This window comes from Streptomyces sp. CB02980 (assembly GCF_014451325.2).
Lineage (GTDB): Bacteria > Actinomycetota > Actinomycetes > Streptomycetales > Streptomycetaceae > Streptomyces.
Genome location: NZ_JACSCH020000025.1, coordinates 1 through 15,756, shown reverse-complemented (window position 1 = coordinate 15,756; position 15,756 = coordinate 1). Strand labels below are relative to the sequence as shown.

Below are 15,756 nucleotides of genomic sequence, written 5' to 3'. Positions count from 1 at the left end.
CCCCGCACGATAGCTGACGGGTCGTCAGATCAGCGCTACCGTGAAAGCCATGGAGAACTTCCCGAAGATCATCTCGGTGGACGACCACACCGTGGAGCCCCCGCACGTCTGGCGGGACCGGCTCCCGTCCCGGTACCACGACACCGGACCCCGGATCGTCCGCGCCCCGCTCAGGGAAATGACCTTCCTCGGCGGGAAGTTCGCCCCCGTCATGGGGGCCAAGGGGGACGAGGGCCCGATCGGCGACTGGTGGGTCTACGAGGACCTGCACCGGCCCCTCACCCGCCTCGACACCGCCGTCGGCTACGACCGCGACGAGATACGGCTCGAAGTCATCACGTTCGAGCAGATGCGGCCCGGCTCCCACTCGGTGCCCGAGCGGCTCGCCGACATGGACGTCAACCACGTCCAGTCCGCGCTCTGCTTCCCGACCTTCCCCCGCTTCTGCGGGCAGACCTTCACCGAGGCGAGCGACCGCGAGCTCGGGCTGCTCTGCGTCCGGGCGTACAACGACTGGATGGTGGAGGAGTGGTGCGGGCCCGAGGCGCACGGGCGGCTCATCCCGCTCACCCTCATCCCGCTCTGGGATCCGGAGCTGGCCGCCGCCGAGGTCCGCCGCAACGCCGCGCGCGGGGTGCGGGCGGTCGCGTTCTCGGAGATCCCGCCGCACCTCGGGCTCCCCTCGGTGCACACGGACCACTGGGACCCCTTCTTCCGCGCGTGCGACGAGACCGGCACGGTCATCGCGATGCACATCGGCTCGTCCAGCCGGATGCCGTCGACCTCCGCCGACGCGCCGCCGGCCGTCGGCTCGACCATCACCTTCGCCAACTGCTGCTTCTCGATGGTCGACTGGCTGATGAGCGGCAAGTTCGAGCGCTTCCCCCACCTGAAGATCATGTACGCGGAGGGGCAGATCGGCTGGATCCCGTACATCCTGGAGCGCGCCGACGTCGTGTGGGAGGAGAACCGCGGCTGGGGCGGGGTCGCCGACAAGGTGCTGCGCCCGCCGTCGGAGCTCTTCGCCGGGCACGTCTTCGGCTGCTTCTTCGACGACGCGTTCGGCCTGAAGAACCTCGACGCGATCGGGGTCGGGAACGTCCTGTACGAGACGGACTACCCGCACTCGGACTCCACCTGGCCCAAGTCCAGGGAGGTCGGCGAGGCGCAGATGGGGCACCTGGCCCCGGACGTCGTCGAGCGGATCGTGCGCGGCAACGCGATCGACCTGCTCGGCCTCACCCCGGACGGCCTCTGGCGCCCGTAGGGGCGCCCCGCGCCGCGAAGGGCCCGCCCGGCCCGCCGAGGGAGGCGGACCGGGCGGGGGCCGGGGGAGCCGCGGACTAGTAGCTGGGGGTGCGGATGTCCTCGCGGTACCCGCCCGCCGTGTCCGTGCTGACCTCGGCGTGGGACGTGTAGCCCGCGTCGTTCACCATCGGCGTGTAGCAGGAGGAGTTGCCCGGCCGCACGGTGCAGGAGTAGGTCCTGCCGTCGTTGTCCCGCACGATGCGCGCCTGCGCGCAGGCGATGCCCGCGGAGGCGTTGCCGCAGTCGCTGTAGCCGTAGGTGATCGTCAGGCGCGCCCACGCGGTGCGGCAGCCCGAGTTGTAGCGCAGGTCGAGGGTGCCGAGCCGGTTGCTGTGGTAGTCGTACACGCCGACCGACTTCACCGTGCTGGTGGTGCCGCCGCAGTAGGTGGACGCCGGGTCGGCGCCGTCGTACTGGGCGGCCTGGGCCGAGCCGCCCGTGAACATCAGACCGCCGGCCGCGAGGAGCAGGGCGGTGCCGACCTGGGCGGTGCGCTGGAGCAGGGAACGCATGGGGATGTGTCCGTTCGGGTAGGGCCGGCGGTCCTGAATCCGTCGGCCGTGGTGGGAGCGGGGTCGGAGTGGAGCGCCGTGGCGTCTCCGGTCGTGCGGTGGCCCGGGCTCGGGGCGCTTCGGGTCAGTAGCTGCCCGTCGGCGTGTACCTGAGGCCGCCCGAGGTGTACGTGATGCCCTGCGCGTGGGACTGCACGCCGGCGTCGTTGAGCATGCGGGTGTAGCAGGAGGTGCCGCCCTGCGGGACCTGGCAGGACAGGGTCGCCCCGTCGGACTCCCGGATGACCTCGGCCGTGGCGCAGGGCTGTCCGGCGGCGGAGTCCCCGCACCAGCCCTGGGCGCTGTCCAGGGTGATCCGCGCCCACACCGTGCGGCAGCCCGAGTTGTACCGGAGGTCGATGGTGCCCACGTGGAAGCCGAACCGCGGGTCGTAGAGGGCGGCGGACCGGGGCGTGCTGGTGGTGCCGCCGCAGTAGGTGGACGCCGGGTCGGCGCCGTCGTACTGGGCGGCCTGGGCCGAGCCGCCCGTGAACATCAGGCCGCCGGCGGCGAGGAGCAGGGCGGAGCTCGCTTGCGCGGTGCGGCGAAGCAGGGAACGCATGGAGGACGTCCATTCAGGTCCGGTGGGTGAGGGCGGCGGTCGACAGCTCGGCCGCGACGCCTTGCCGCCGGAACCCATCCTGGGGCGGGGCACGCCATGGGTCTTGGACAAAAGCGAACGCCCGTGTCCCCCACCCCTTGCCTGATGGATCGTCAGGTACGAGCATGGGCCCCGCTCGTGCAGGTGACGGTTCGTCAGATGCGCGGCCGCCGCGGGGCGGCCGGGACTCAAGGGGGTTCCTCATGGTGGTCTACGGGATGCAGCTGCCGGTCCAGTCGCAGAGCGCGATCTACGCCGAACCCTGGGAGGCGGCCGCCGGGGCAGCCGATCTGCTCGCCGTCGCCCGCGCCGCCGAGGACCACGGATTCGACTACCTCGCCGGTTGCGACCACGTCGCCATCCCGCGCCGGCTCGCCGAGGCCATGAGCACCGTCTGGTACGACCCGGTCGCCACGCTCTCCTTCCTCGCCGCCGCCACCGAACGCGTCCGGCTGCTCTCGCACGTCGCCGTCGTCGGGCTGCGCCATCCGCTCGTCACCGCCAAGGCGTACGCGACGCTCGACCACCTCTCCGGCGGCCGGCTCGTCCTCGGGGTCGGCGCCGGGCACGTACAGGAGGAGTTCGAGGCGCTCGGCGTGGACTTCACGCGCCGTGGCGCCGTGCTCGACGAGACCATGGACGCCCTGCGGGCCGCGCTCGGGCCCGAGGAGTACCCGGAGCACCTGGGGGAGCGGTTCGCCTTCAAGGACCTCGGGCAGCTGCCCCGGCCCGCGCAGGAGCGCGTCCCGCTCTGGGTCGGCGGCTCCTCACCGGCCGCCGTGCGCCGCGCCGCGCTCAAGGGCGACGGCTGGCTGCCGCAGGGCGACCCGCGCGAGCGGCTCGCCGTACAGATCCAGAAGCTGCTGCGGCTGCGCGCCGAGGCCGGGATCGCGGAGCCGATCACCGTCGGCGCGATCGCCGAGCCGCTGTACGTCGGCACGCCCGAATGGCCCGTCGGCCGGCGCACCCTCAGCGGCCGCCCGGAGGAGATCGCCGCCTCCCTGCGCGCGTACGGGGAGATGGGCGTGCACCAGATCCAGGTCCGGTTCCGCTCCCGGAGCCGTACCGAACTCATCGACCAGATGGCGGCCTTCGGCACGGAGGTCGCCCCTCACCTCTAGGGAGTACGGACATGGGCACACTCGACGGGCGGGTCGTCCTCGTCACCGGCGCGGCGCGCGGACAGGGCGAGCAGGAGGCCCGGCTGTTCGCCGGGGAGGGGGCGAGGGTCGTCCTCGCGGACGTCCTCGACGACGCCGGCGCCGCACTGGCCAAGGAGCTGGGGGAGGAGCGGGCCGTCTACGTCCATCTGGACGTGACCAGGGAGGACGACTGGGCCGCGGCCGTGACCGTCGCCAAGGAGCGGTTCGGGAAGATCGACGGGCTGGTCAACAACGCCGGCATCCTCCGCTTCAACGAGCTGCTCTCCACCCCTCTGGAGGAGTTCCAGGCGATCGTCTCCGTCAATCAGACCGGCTGCTTCCTCGGCATCCGTACCGTCGCGCCCGAGATCGCGGCGGCCGGCGGCGGGACGATCGTCAACACGGCCTCGTACACGGGCCTGACCGGGATGGCCGGGGTCGGCGCGTACGCCGCCTCGAAGCACGCCGTCCTCGGGCTGACCCGGGTGGCCGCCCTGGAGCTGGCCGCGAAGGGGATACGGGTGAACGCCGTCTGCCCGGGCGCCATCGACACCCCCATGAGCAACCCGGAGGGCGTGGACCCGGCCGCCACGGCCGAGCTGTACCGCAAGCTCGTGCCGCTCGGGCGGATCGGGCGCCCGGACGAGGTGGCGGCCCTCGCGCTGTTCCTGACCGGGGAGGACTCGGCGTACATCACGGGACAGCCGTTCGTGATCGACGGCGGCTGGCTGGCGGGAGTCAGCCTCTTCTAGTCATACCTGACGGCTCGTCAGGTATTGACGGGCCCACCCCGCGGTGCGACAGTCGGGCACATCATGAATCTGACGACACGTCAGAAACTCACGAGGACGGTGAACCCCCTTGGAATTCGGGATCTTCGTACAGGGATACGTCGGCAAGCGCGCCGAGACCGATCCCGAAGCCGAGCACAAGGCACTCATGGAGGAGACCGAGTACGTCATCCAGGCGGACAGGTCCGGTTTCAAGTACGCCTGGGCCTCGGAGCACCACTTCCTGGAGGAGTACTCGCACCTCTCCGCCAACGACGTCTACCTGGGCTACCTCGCCCACGCCACCGACCGGATCCACCTCGGCTCCGGCATCTTCAACCCCCTCGCCCCCGTCAACCACCCGGTGAAGGTCGCCGAGAAGGTCGCCATGCTCGACCATCTCTCGGCCGGACGCTTCGAGTTCGGCTCCGGCCGGGGCGCGGGCTCCCACGAGATCCTCGGGTTCATGCCGGGCATCACCGACATGAACCACACCAAGGAGCTGTGGGAGGAGACGATCGCCGAGTTCCCCAAGATGTGGCTCCAGGACGAGTACGTCGGCTTCCAGGGCAAGCACTGGTCGCTGCCGCCCCGCAAGGTCCTCCCGAAGCCGTACGGGAAGTCCCACCCCGCCATGTGGTACGCCGCCGGGTCCCCCTCCTCGTACGCCATGGCCGGCAAGAAGGGCCTCGGCGTCCTCGGCTTCAGCGTGCAGAAGGTCTCCGACATGGAGTGGGTCGTCGAGTCGTACAAGACCGCGATCAAGGAAGCCAAGGCGATCGGCGACTTCGTCAACGACAACGTCATGGTGACCTCGACGGCGATCTGCGCCGAGACGCACGACAAGGCGGTCGAGATCGCGGTGGGCGGCGGCCTGAACTACCTCCAGTCCCTCCTCTTCCGCTACCACGACACCTTCCCGCGGCCGGAGGGCATCCCGGAGTGGCCGGAGCTCCTGCCCGAGTACTCGGCCGAGATCATCGAACTCCTCATCCAGGAGGAGCTGATGATCTGCGGCGATCCGTCGGAGGTCCTGGCGCAGTGCAAGCGGTGGGAGCAGGCGGGGGCGGACCAGCTGTCCTTCGGGCTGCCGATCGGGATCTCGTACGAGGACACGATGAACTCGATCAAGCTGATCGGTGAGCACGTGATCCCGAAGATCGACACGGACCCGATCCACCGCACAACCCGCTTCCGCCAGTCCGCGGGCGCCTGACGGGCTGCCGCCGGGGCGCGGTGCACGACGAGCGCGGGGTGGTGTCTTCCCGGACCGCCGCCCCGTACCGGCCCCGGCCGGAGGCCGTTCCGCGGCGGCCCCCGGTCCGGGGCACACCCGTGTCCACGTCCAGAAAGGGACCGTCATGCTCGACCACCTCATCACGGGCGCCACCGTCGTGGACGGCACCGGCGCCCCCGCCTTCACCGCCGACGTCGGCATCCGCGACGGCCGGATCGCCGTCGTCGCCGAGCCCGGCACCGTACGCGAGGAGGCCCGGAGCACCGAGGACGCCACCGGTCTCGTCCTCACGCCCGGCTTCGTCGACCCGCACACCCACTACGACGCCCAGCTGTTCTGGGACCCGTACGCCACCCCGTCCATGAACCACGGCGTCACCACCGTCGCCGGCGGCAACTGCGGTTTCACCCTCGCCCCGCTCCACCCGGACCGGCCCGAGGACGCCGACTACACCCGTCGCATGATGTCCAAGGTCGAGGGGATGGCCCTGAAGGCCCTGGAGGAGGGCGTCGACTGGTCCTGGTCGTCGTTCGCCGAGTACCTCGACGCCCTCGACGGCCGCATCGCCGTCAACGCCGGTTTCATGGTGGGCCACTGCGCCCTGCGCAGGTACGTGATGGGCGCCGACGCCGTCGGCGGGCAGCCCACCCCCGAGCAGCTCGCGCACATGGTCGCCCTCCTCAAGGAGGCCATGGAGGCCGGCGCCTGGGGGCTCTCCACCACCCAGTCGTCCACCCACTCCGACGGCGACGGCGCCCCCGTCGCCTCCCGGCACGCCGGTCCGGAGGAGCTCATCGCGCTCTCCCGCGCCGTCGGCGAGCACGAGGGCACCCAGCTCGAAGCGATCCTGGCCGGCTGTCTCGACCAGTTCTCCGACGACGAGATCGAGCTGTTCGTCGAGATGACCGCCGCCGCCGGACGCCCCCTCAACTGGAACGTCCTCACCATCGACGCCGCCGTCCCCGAACGCGTCCCGCGCCAGCTCACCGCCTCCGAGCGGGCCCGGAAGTCCGGCGGCCGGATCGTCGCCCTCACCATGCCGATCCTGACCCCGATGAACATGTCGCTCGGGACCTTCTGCGCCCTCAACCTCATCCCGGGGTGGGGCGAGATCCTCGGACTTCCCGTCCCCGAGCGGATCACGAGGCTCCGCGACCCGGACGTGCGGGCCGAGATGCTGCGGCGCGCCGACTCCAAGGAGGCCGGGGTCTTCCGGCGCCTCGCCCACTTCGGGCGGTACGTCATCGGGGACACGTACAGCCCCGGGAACGAGGGTCTCACCGGCCGGGTCGTCGACGACATCGCGGCCGAGCGCGGCCAGGACGCCTTCCAGTGCCTCGTCGAGATCTGCGCCAACGACGAGCTCCGGACCATCCTGTGGCCGATGCCCAGCGACAACGACCCGGCCTCCTGGGCGCTGCGCCGCGAGACCTGGGACCACGAGGACGTGATGCTCGGCGGCTCCGACGCGGGCGCCCACCTGGACCGGATGTGCGGGGCGCCGTACACGACCCGGTTCCTCGGCGACTGCCTGCGCGGCCGGAAGCTGGTGCCCCTGGAGCGGGCGGTGCGGATGCTGACCGACGACCCGGCCCGGCTCTTCGGGCTCCGCGAGCGCGGCCGGATCACCGAGGGCTTCCACGCCGACCTGGTCCTCTTCGACCCGGAGCGGATCGAGGCCGGCCCGGCGACCCTCGTGCACGACCTGCCGGGGGACAGCCCGCGGCTCGACTCACGGGCGGTGGGGATCGTGTCGGTACGGGTCAACGGCGTGGAGACGGTACGGGACGACGAGGTGACCGGCGCGGTCCCGGGGAAGGTACTGCGCTCCGGCCGTGACACGAGGACGGTGGCGACCAGGTGAACCAGAAGCTCTTCATCGGCGGCGAGTGGGTCGAGCCCGACGCCGGTCACTACGAGGTGATCGACCCGGCCACCGAGGAGGTCGTCGGCCTCGCCCCGGAGGCCTCCCGTGCCCAGGTGTACGACGCGGCAGCCGCGGCCCGCGAGGCCTTCGGCTCCTGGTCCCGGACGAGACCGGAGGAGCGGGCGGCGATCCTCGACCGGGCCGCCGACCTGATGGCCAGGGACGCCGAGGCGAACACCCTCCTCGCCCGCGCCGAGACCGGCGCCACCACCGGCACGGCGCGCGGCATGCAGGTCGCGGTCGGCTCGGCCCGCTTCCGGCGGTACGCGCGCGGGGCCATGGAACCGGTCGAGCAGGCGCTGCCCCCACAGATCAACGAGGCGGGCCCGATGGGGAGGGCCGGGGTGTTCGGCGCGGTGGCGGTGCGCCGCCCGGTCGGGGTCGTCACCTGCATCACCTCGTACAACAACCCCTGGGCCAACCCCGCCGGCAAGGTCGCCCCCGCGCTCGCGATGGGCAACACGGTCCTGGTGAAGCCCGCCCCGCAGGACCCGCTCTCCGTGTACGCGATGACCCGCGCCCTGGAGGAGGCCGGCGTCCCGCCGGGTGTCGTCAACGTGGTCACCGGCTCCTCGGTGGAGGCGGGGCAGGCGGCCGTGGACTCCCCGGACGTCGACATGGTGTCGTTCACCGGTTCCACGGCGGTCGGGCAGGCGATCGGCGAGGTCTGCGGCCGCACGCTCAAGCGGCAGCTGATGGAGCTGGGCGGCAAGGGGGCCGCCCTCGTCTTCGACGACGCCGACCTGGACTCGGCGGTGATGGGGATCGGGACGACGTTCTCCTTCTACAGCGGACAGATCTGTACGGCCCCGACCCGGGTGCTCGCCCAGCGCGGGATCTACGAGCGGCTGATCGAGAAGCTCACCGGCTATCTGGCCTTCATGAAGGTGGGGGACCCGGCGGAGCAGGGCACGATCGTCGGCCCGGTGATCTCGGCGGCCCACCGCGACCGGGTGGAGTCGTACGTCGAGCTCGGCCGGAAGGAAGGGGCGCGGGTCGTCGTCGGCGGCGAGCGGCCGGACCTCCCGAAGGGCTTCTACGTGGCGCCGACGCTGCTCGCCGACTGCACCAACGAGATGCAGGTGGTGCGGGAGGAGATCTTCGGTCCGGTCGTCGTGGTGGTCCCCTTCGACGACGAGGAGGAGGGGATCGCGCTCGCCAACGACAGCGACTACGGGCTCCTCGACTACGTGTGGTCGGGCGACGTGGCCCGCGCCTTCCGGATCGCGGCCCGGCTGCGGGCCGGCGGGGTGGGCGTGAACACGATCGGACGGAACATGGAGGCGCCGTTCGGCGGATTCAAGCGGAGCGGGGTCGGACGGGACGTGGGCTCGTACGCGCTGCACGCGTACAGCGAGCTGCAAGCGGTGGTGTGGCCGGGCTGACGACGTCCTCGAAAATTCCTCGGGAAAATTTCGAAACGGACATTTCGGGCCTGGCTGCGGTTCCCGCATAACGGACACGGGTCGACCGACCTACCAGTTGGTCGGCCCGTGCCGGTGGTCGATCTTTTAATCATTGGTGCGTGTCCGCTTCGACCCGCGCAATACAAGGCGGCGATCGATCAGATGAGCGGATTTTGATCCTCCGGATATGGAAACCGCAGCATTTAACGTCCTGTTCATGACTCAGGTGGAAGCGCGGCCCCAGGCCGGAGACACGGTAAGGGGCGTCAACGCCCCGGGTGACACCGACGGCGCGGCCGGCGCCCATGGCGTGCGCACCAAAGGCCTCGGCGGAAACTCCGTCGGCCTCCTCGGCAGTGCCGTCATCGGCATCTCGACCGTCGCCCCCGTCTACTGCCTGACCTCGACCCTCGGCTCCACCGCCGGCGAGGTCGGACTGCAGATGCCGGCGATCTTCCTCGCCGGCTTCCTCCCGATGCTCCTCGTCGCCTTCGCGTACCGGGAGCTCAACAAGGTCATGCCCGACTGCGGCACCTCGTTCACCTGGACCGTGAAGGCCTTCGGGCCCCGCATCGGCTGGATGTGCGGCTGGGGCCTCGTCATCGCGACGATCATCGTCCTCTCCAACCTGGCGGGCGTCGCGACCTCCTACTTCTGGCTCCTCGCCGGTGAGATCAGCGGCAGCGAGTCCATCGCCGCCCTGGACGACAACAAAGCCGTCCACATCGTCACCTGCCTGGCCCTCATCGCCGCGGCCACCGCGATCAGCTACCGCGGCATGACCGCCACCAAGGGCGTCCAGTACACCCTCGTCGGCCTCCAGCTCGTCGTCCTCGCCGTCTTCGTGGGCATGGCCCTGACGAAGGCCGGCTCCTTCGAGACCTCGGTCGACTTCTCCTGGTCCTGGATGAACCCCTTCGCGGTCCAGTCCTTCGCCGCCTTCACCGCCGGCCTCTCCCTCTCGATCTTCATGTACTGGGGCTGGGACGCCTGCATGGCGACCAACGAGGAGACCACCGGCAGCGCCAAGACCCCCGGCCGCGCCGCGCTCATCGCGATGGTCGTCCTGGTCGGCTCCTACCTGGCCACCGGCATCGCCGCCCAGATGGTCGTCGGCTCCGGCGAGAAGGGCCTCGGCCTCGCCAACCCGGAGACCTCCGACAACGTCTTCGCCGCGCTCGCCGGCCCGGTCATGGGTCCCACGCTCGGCATCCTGCTCTTCGTCGCGGTCCTCGCCTCGGCGGCCGCCAGCCTCCAGACCACGTTCATCCCGGTCGCCCGCACGGTGCTCGCGATGTCCACGTACGAGGCCCTGCCGAAGTCCTTCACCAAGGTCCACCCGGTCTTCAAGACCCCCGGCAAGGCCACGATCGTGGCCGGTGTCGCCACCGGCGTCTTCTACACCGTGATGACCCTGCTCAGCGAGAACGTCCTGGTCGACACCATCTACGCGCTCGGCCTGATGATCTGCTTCTACTACGCGCTCACGGCCTTCGCGTGCGTCTGGTACTTCCGCGGCGAGCTCTTCCGCTCCGGCCGGAACTTCGCCTACAAGGGCCTGATGCCGCTGCTCGGCGGACTGATGCTGACGGCCGTCTTCGGCAAGACGCTGTACGACATGTGGGACCCGGCGTACGGCTCCGGCTCCGCGGTCTTCGGCGTCGGCTCGGTCTTCGTGATCGGCGTCGGACTGCTGCTCGTCGGCGTGGTGATCATGCTGGTCATGCAGCGCCGGAGCCCCGCGTTCTTCCGCGGCGAGGTCCTGACGAAGGAGACGCCGTCGCTGGTCGTCGCCGACTGAGTCCGGTGAGTCCGGTGAGTCCGGTGAGTCCGGCGGGTCCGGCGGAGCATTCCTGAGTCATCGAGAACGCGAAGGTGGCGGGCCCGTGGGGGTCCCGCCACCTTCGTCTTCTCGTCGCCCGCCGTACGGCTCAGTGGTGTCCGGGGAGCAGGCGTTCCACCGCCGCGTTCGCGGGCGGCAGGTCCGGCGTACCGGCCGGTTTGGCCTTCGGGGTCAGGACGCCGCTGAGCGGCACGACCGACGGCAGGTTCATCCCGCCCGCGTCGGCGGCGGCGGTTCCGGCGGCGGCGAGGCCGCCGGTCGCGGCGAAACAGGTCAGGGCGACTGCGGTGAGCATCTTCTTCATGCCCGCACCAACGCGGACGGCATGGATCCGGTTACGAGGGCGCTCCCGAAGCCTCCCTAGGATGCATCCATGCATGGGGAGACGAACTGGTCGCTGCGCCCCGGGCGGGCCGAGGACGTCGAGGCGATGGCCGAGCTGCGGGCGGTCGTCATGCGGGACGACCTGGTGCGCCTCGGACGCTACGACGAGCACCGGGTGCGGCAGCGGCTGCGGGACGGCTTCTCGCCGGAGCACACCTCGGTCGTCGAGGTGGACGGCTGCTTCGCGGGCTGCGTGACGATGCGCCCGTACGAAGGTGGCGGAGGCTTCTACCTGGAGCACTTCTACCTGGCCCCCGGGGCCCAGGGGCGGGGCCTCGGGACGGCGGTGCTGCGGGAGCTCCTCGCCCGGGCGGACGAGGCCGCGGCCCCGGTCCGCCTGGTCGTGCTCCAGGGCAGCGCCGCCCGCCGCCTCTACGAACGGCAGGGCTTCACGTACGAGTCCGAGGACCCGGTGGACGTGCTGCTCGTACGCGAGCCACGGGTCGCCGCAGCCCCCGCCTGACCGGCCGGCCGCGCGCGACCGGCCGCCTCGTCAGAGGGCGACTCCGGCCGGCTGGCGGACGGTGACGTTGATCCGGTTGAACAGGTTGGTGACCGCGACCATCAGCACGATCGCGGCGAGCTGCTTCTCGTCGTAGTGGTCGGCGGCGGCGTCCCAGACCTCGTCCGGCACGGCGTCCGAGGTGTCGGCGAGCCGGGTCGCCGCCTCGGCCAGGGCGAGGGCCGCGCGCTCCTCGTCGGAGAAGTACGGGGCCTCGCGCCAGGCGGCGACGGCGAACAGCTTCTCGTCGCTCACGCCGTTCTTCCGGGCGCTCTTCGCGCCGTAGTCGACGCAGAACCCGCAGCTGTTGATCTGACTGGCCCGCAGGTGCACCAGCTCCAGGGTCGACTCCGGGACACCGCCCTCGCGGGTCGCCTTCACCAGCTCCTGGATCGCCGGGCCGGCTCCGGGGAGGACGTAGGCGGGGTTGGTCATCCGGGGGGTGGTCGCGTGCGCCATGGTGATCGCTCCTCAGCGTTTCGGTGTGCCGTTTCGGTTGCCTTCACCGCACTGACGGAGCGGACGCGAAAGATGTGACATCCTCCAGGCCGCTACACCTCCAGGCCTCCGCACCTCTACGCCTACGCCTCTACGCCTCGGCGATGAGCGCGGTGGCGACGGTGCGGAAACCGAGGCGCCCGTAGAGCCGGGCCACGTCCGCGTCCGACGCCGACAGGAACACCAGCTCCACGCCGCGCGACCGGGCGTCGGCCACCAGGGCCGCCGTCACCGCAAGACCGAGGCCCCGCCGCCGGGCCGCCGGGACGGTGCCGACGCCGACGACCTCGGACACGGCCCCGACGGGCTGGTGCTGCCCCGCCGAGAGCGCCGTGCCGGCGTCGTCGAGGGCGGCCGAGAGATGGGTGAGACCCGCCGTGATCCGACCGGCGACCTGGGCGACGGCGTCCGGCGCCGGCTCGGCGCCGAAGGCCGCGTACGGGGCGGCGACCGCGCTCGCCAGGAACGGATCGCGCGCGCCGACCATCCGTACGGTGACGCCCTCGGGCCCGGCCACCGGGAGCACGTCGCCCTCCAGGACCATCAGCGGATGCTCGTGCACGGTGAGCCCGCTCGCCTCCACGGCCGCCCGCAGCCCCGGCGTCGTCTCCGCCACCCACTCGAACGCCTCGGGCGCCCCCAGCTCCCGCTGCCGCGCCCGCACCCGGTCCACGTCGGCGACCGTCGCCTCCCCGTCGTACCCGAGCGCGGGCCGCGCGTAGTACGGCCAGCCCGCCCCCTCCCGCACGAACAGGGTCAGCGGTCCGAACTCCTCGGCGCGGGCGGCGGAACGGGGGACGGCGTCGTAGTACGTCTCGATTTGCTTCAGCACGGGGTCACGGTAGGCGCCGAAGCGGGAACCCGCCTGCGGATTTCCCGGGGCACCGCCCCCACCCATGGGGCGGTGCCCACCCACCCGGGGCGTGGTGTGCCCGCACCGGGGTGAGCGGGGCGGGCGCCAGGCCCCGGTTCGTCAGCGGGCCTCCAGGAACACCGGGTTCGTGAAGGCCACCAGGGCGCCCGGCAGCGGGGGCAGGGCCGCCGGGTGGCGGACCTCGGCGCGTACGTACGTGGCGTACGCGGCCGTCGTCGACCACGAGGCGGGCCCGGCCGCCACCGGCGTCGTGTGCAGGACCCCCTGATCCGTGACGAAGCGGATCGTGCCGCCCTCAGGCGCACCGGTCACCTTCAGCCGTACCGTCACCGGCTCGTCGTCGTCGACCCGCAGCCGCTCCCCGATGCCCGCCGTCCGCCCCCGGCCGTCCGTCACCGAGAAGTCCAGGGAGACCGCGGAGGATTCGGCGACGTACGAGCGGCCCGCCCGCAGCCCGGCGAGGATCGACCGCCGGCTGAGGTCGTCGGCGAGGACCACGGTCTGCGGGGTGCCGACGCGATCCGGGTCGCGGTGGGCGTCGCTGCTGCCCATCGCGGGGGTCCAGCGGCCCTGGGCGAGCGCCGCGTCCCAGCCGGCCAGGGACACCTCGTCGTCCGGGGTGAAGGGGCCGTTCCACACCTCGACGGCGTCCGCCTCGCCGAAGCCGAACCTCCACATGCAGCCGATGCAGGTGGCGTGCGGATGGGCGGGGACGACGAGGCCGCCGGCCCGGCGGATCTCGCGTGCGAAGTGCCCGAAACGGTTCTCCCGGGCCCGGTAGCGCCAGTCGACGAAGGTGCCCGGATCGGTGCCGATCGCGAGGACGTGCCCGTTGCGGGTGGTGACCTCCTCGCCGAGCAGGATCAGCAGGTCGTCCCCGCCGAGCCCGTCCCACGCGCCGTGCCCGCCATGCGTGTTGTGCTCGGTGGCCGTCAGGAAGTCCAGCCCGGCGGCGCGGGCGAGCGCGGCGACCTCGGCGGGGGTGCGGCGCCCGTCCGAGTACACGGTGTGGAGGTGGCAGTCGCCGCGGTACCAGGCGCGGCCACGCCCCGCGGCCCGCTCCGGCGGGTACGCGGGACGGCGCACCGGCAGCGCGGCACCGAACCGGAGGGTGATCGTGACGCCGTACGGGAGTCCCCGCGGGGCCACGGTGTAGGGGGCGAGGACGACGTACCAGGTCCCGGCCTTCAGCGGCCCGGCGATGTAGCCCGGCGTCGCCTCGTCCGTCCGGACGAAGAACTCCTTGCGCGCACCGCCCGACCAGCCGCGGAAACCGTTCCCGCCGAGTGCGGTGCCGCGCTGGTCGAAGAGACCGATGTCGAGGGCGTTGCCCTGGGTTCCGGCGGGGACGGCGGGCCGCTCGTAGGAGTACGCGACATGGAGCTCGCGGACGCCGCGGGGCAGCTCGACGGGGAGGTACACGTAGTCGGGGGAGCCGGGCGGCAGGGTGCCGGTCACGGTCTCCGTCTGTTCGCCGCCCTCGGCGTGGGCGAAGCTCACACCGCCCAGGGTCAGGGCCGAAGCGATGCCTGTCGTGATGCCTGTCGCGAGGAGTACACGTCTGCTCGGTTCGCTCATGGAGGCACCCTGGTGCGTACCCGTGAACGCCCGGCCAACGCGGAACGCACTCGTGTCGCACCCCTCGGAAATCCGGGCCGTACGCCCTACCGTGCCGCTATGCGGATCTCGACCACGATCTTCCTGACCGACGAGACCATCAGCCCCGTGCGGCTCGCACGCGAGCTCGAACAGCGCGGGTTCGGCGGGCTCTACCTCCCCGAACACACCCACATCCCCGTCGCACGGGACACGGACTACCCGGCGGGCGGCGAGCTGCCCCGCGAGTACGGCCGCACCCTCGACCCCTTCGTCGCCCTCGGCCAGGCCGCCGCCGTCACCGAACGCCTCGCGCTCGGCACCGGCGTCACCCTGATCACCGAGCACGACCCGATCGCCCTCGCCAAGCAGATCGCGACCCTCGACCACGTCTCCGGCGGCCGCTTCACCCTCGGCCTCGGTTTCGGCTGGAACCGCGAGGAGGCGGCCGACCACGGCGTGGACTGGCGCACCCGCCGGGAGCTCGGCCGCGACCGCCTGAACCTGATGCGAGCACTCTGGGCCCCTGAACCCACCGCGTACGAAGGCGAGTTCGGCCACTCGGTCCGCGCCTCGGAGGCCTGGCCGAAGCCCACGGGCGGCGCGCCCCGCATCCTCATGGGCGGTGCGGCGGGCCCGAAGCTCTTCGCCCGGATCGCCGCGCAGACGGACGGCTGGATGCCGATCGGCGGCCGCGGCCTGACGGAGTCGCTCCCGGTCCTGAAGGAGGCGTGGGAGAAGGCGGGCCGAGACCCGAAGACCCTGGAGATCGTCCCGTACGCGGTCCTCCCGACCCCGGGCAAGCTCGCGCACTACGCGGAACTGGGCTGCGAGGAGGTCGTCCTCCAGCTCCCCCCGGCGGCCGAACCGGAGGTCCTGCGCGTCCTGGACGCGTACGCCGAGTACCTCTGACTCCTCGGCTCCGTCCCCAGGGGACCGACTCACCGCGTGGCCGGATCCGCTGCTTCCTGCGGGGACCCGAAGCCTGCTCGTGGTGCCCGCTCGTATGCTCGGTTCATGACGGATGACCAGGAAGCTCGCCCCACCGCGAATGCCATGCGCCGTGCTCTGAAGCGGGCCAGGGACGGGGTCGCGCTCGATGTCGGTGAGGCGGCCG

The 15,756-nt window shown here is 71.8% G+C and carries 15 protein-coding genes; 9 read left to right on the top strand and 6 right to left on the bottom strand.

Going from position 1 to position 15,756, the window contains the following annotated elements:
• The first annotated feature begins 49 nt into the window (after positions 1-49).
• Positions 50-1,267 carry an amidohydrolase family protein gene (locus tag E0F75_RS35685; RefSeq protein WP_229315133.1) on the top strand — a complete coding sequence of 406 codons (1,218 nt, stop codon included), beginning with the start codon at positions 50-52 and terminating at the stop codon, positions 1,265-1,267.
• A gap of 76 nt (positions 1,268-1,343) precedes the next feature.
• On the opposite strand, the gene E0F75_RS35680 is transcribed toward E0F75_RS35685, so the two are convergent.
• Together E0F75_RS35680 and E0F75_RS35675 are read right to left on the bottom strand one after the other, a co-directional pair.
• Positions 1,344-1,820, bottom strand: a complete 477-nt coding sequence (locus E0F75_RS35680) for a DUF2690 domain-containing protein (protein ID WP_229315132.1) — start codon at positions 1,818-1,820, stop codon at positions 1,344-1,346.
• 124 nt (positions 1,821-1,944) lie between these two features.
• Complete coding sequence (locus tag E0F75_RS35675; protein ID WP_229315131.1) at positions 1,945-2,421, bottom strand: DUF2690 domain-containing protein; 477 nt, start codon at positions 2,419-2,421, stop codon at positions 1,945-1,947.
• A 242-nt stretch (positions 2,422-2,663) separates the two neighbouring features.
• On the opposite strand from E0F75_RS35675, the gene E0F75_RS35670 reads away from it, so the two are divergent.
• From E0F75_RS35670 to E0F75_RS35645, 6 genes are all read left to right on the top strand, one after another.
• Positions 2,664-3,581 carry an LLM class F420-dependent oxidoreductase gene (locus E0F75_RS35670; RefSeq protein ID WP_229315130.1) on the top strand — a complete coding sequence of 306 codons (918 nt, stop codon included), beginning with the start codon at positions 2,664-2,666 and terminating at the stop codon, positions 3,579-3,581.
• A gap of 11 nt (positions 3,582-3,592) precedes the next feature.
• Positions 3,593-4,354, top strand: coding sequence for an SDR family NAD(P)-dependent oxidoreductase (locus tag E0F75_RS35665; protein WP_229315129.1), 762 nt, complete (start codon positions 3,593-3,595; stop codon positions 4,352-4,354).
• Positions 4,355-4,463: 109 nt separating this feature from the next.
• The gene (locus tag E0F75_RS35660; protein ID WP_229315128.1) at positions 4,464-5,588 is read left to right on the top strand and encodes an LLM class flavin-dependent oxidoreductase; all 1,125 of its coding nucleotides are present in this window, start codon (positions 4,464-4,466) and stop codon (positions 5,586-5,588) included.
• Positions 5,589-5,733: 145 nt separating this feature from the next.
• Entirely contained in the window at positions 5,734-7,473 is a 1,740-nt protein-coding gene (locus E0F75_RS35655) for an amidohydrolase family protein (protein WP_229315127.1), read from the top strand.
• On the top strand, positions 7,470-8,921 hold the full coding sequence (locus E0F75_RS35650; RefSeq protein WP_229315126.1) for an aldehyde dehydrogenase family protein: 1,452 nt from the start codon (positions 7,470-7,472) through the stop codon (positions 8,919-8,921). The genes E0F75_RS35655 and E0F75_RS35650 overlap by 4 nt, the downstream gene beginning before the upstream one ends.
• 238 nt (positions 8,922-9,159) lie before the next feature.
• Positions 9,160-10,743, top strand: coding sequence for an APC family permease (locus tag E0F75_RS35645; protein WP_229315125.1), 1,584 nt, complete (start codon positions 9,160-9,162; stop codon positions 10,741-10,743).
• A 130-nt stretch (positions 10,744-10,873) separates the two neighbouring features.
• Here E0F75_RS35645 and E0F75_RS35640 read toward each other — a convergent pair whose 3' ends face one another.
• Positions 10,874-11,089 carry a hypothetical protein gene (locus tag E0F75_RS35640; RefSeq protein ID WP_229315124.1) on the bottom strand — a complete coding sequence of 72 codons (216 nt, stop codon included), beginning with the start codon at positions 11,087-11,089 and terminating at the stop codon, positions 10,874-10,876.
• Between the two features lie 69 nt (positions 11,090-11,158).
• On the opposite strand from E0F75_RS35640, the gene E0F75_RS35635 reads away from it, so the two are divergent.
• Positions 11,159-11,632 carry a GNAT family N-acetyltransferase gene (locus E0F75_RS35635; protein WP_229315123.1) on the top strand — a complete coding sequence of 158 codons (474 nt, stop codon included), beginning with the start codon at positions 11,159-11,161 and terminating at the stop codon, positions 11,630-11,632.
• A gap of 30 nt (positions 11,633-11,662) precedes the next feature.
• On the opposite strand, the gene E0F75_RS35630 is transcribed toward E0F75_RS35635, so the two are convergent.
• The 3 genes from E0F75_RS35630 to E0F75_RS35620 all read right to left on the bottom strand — a co-directional run bounded on the left by E0F75_RS35630 (position 11,663) and on the right by E0F75_RS35620 (position 14,621).
• Positions 11,663-12,130, bottom strand: a complete 468-nt coding sequence (locus E0F75_RS35630) for a carboxymuconolactone decarboxylase family protein (protein WP_229315122.1) — start codon at positions 12,128-12,130, stop codon at positions 11,663-11,665.
• Between the two features lie 130 nt (positions 12,131-12,260).
• Entirely contained in the window at positions 12,261-13,001 is a 741-nt protein-coding gene (locus E0F75_RS35625) for a GNAT family N-acetyltransferase (RefSeq protein WP_308189637.1), read from the bottom strand.
• 141 nt (positions 13,002-13,142) lie between these two features.
• A complete protein-coding gene (locus tag E0F75_RS35620) occupies positions 13,143-14,621 on the bottom strand; it encodes a CehA/McbA family metallohydrolase (RefSeq protein ID WP_229315120.1) in 1,479 nt (492 codons plus the stop codon).
• Positions 14,622-14,720: 99 nt separating this feature from the next.
• Here E0F75_RS35620 and E0F75_RS35615 point away from each other — a divergent pair, with 99 nt between their 5' ends.
• A complete protein-coding gene (locus E0F75_RS35615; RefSeq protein WP_229315119.1) occupies positions 14,721-15,551 on the top strand; it encodes an LLM class F420-dependent oxidoreductase in 831 nt (276 codons plus the stop codon).
• Positions 15,552-15,756 lie beyond the last annotated feature (205 nt).

Coding starts and splice junctions, on each gene's coding strand:
- E0F75_RS35685 (WP_229315133.1), top strand. CDS start 50: ATGGAGAACTTCCCGAAGATCATCTCGGTGGACGACCACACCGTGGAG.
- E0F75_RS35680 (WP_229315132.1), bottom strand. CDS start 1,820: ATGCGTTCCCTGCTCCAGCGCACCGCCCAGGTCGGCACCGCCCTGCTC.
- E0F75_RS35675 (WP_229315131.1), bottom strand. CDS start 2,421: ATGCGTTCCCTGCTTCGCCGCACCGCGCAAGCGAGCTCCGCCCTGCTC.
- E0F75_RS35670 (WP_229315130.1), top strand. CDS start 2,664: ATGGTGGTCTACGGGATGCAGCTGCCGGTCCAGTCGCAGAGCGCGATC.
- E0F75_RS35665 (WP_229315129.1), top strand. CDS start 3,593: ATGGGCACACTCGACGGGCGGGTCGTCCTCGTCACCGGCGCGGCGCGC.
- E0F75_RS35655 (WP_229315127.1), top strand. CDS start 5,734: ATGCTCGACCACCTCATCACGGGCGCCACCGTCGTGGACGGCACCGGC.
- E0F75_RS35645 (WP_229315125.1), top strand. CDS start 9,160: ATGACTCAGGTGGAAGCGCGGCCCCAGGCCGGAGACACGGTAAGGGGC.
- E0F75_RS35640 (WP_229315124.1), bottom strand. CDS start 11,089: ATGAAGAAGATGCTCACCGCAGTCGCCCTGACCTGTTTCGCCGCGACC.
- E0F75_RS35635 (WP_229315123.1), top strand. CDS start 11,159: ATGCATGGGGAGACGAACTGGTCGCTGCGCCCCGGGCGGGCCGAGGAC.
- E0F75_RS35630 (WP_229315122.1), bottom strand. CDS start 12,130: ATGGCGCACGCGACCACCCCCCGGATGACCAACCCCGCCTACGTCCTC.
- E0F75_RS35620 (WP_229315120.1), bottom strand. CDS start 14,621: ATGAGCGAACCGAGCAGACGTGTACTCCTCGCGACAGGCATCACGACA.
- E0F75_RS35615 (WP_229315119.1), top strand. CDS start 14,721: ATGCGGATCTCGACCACGATCTTCCTGACCGACGAGACCATCAGCCCC.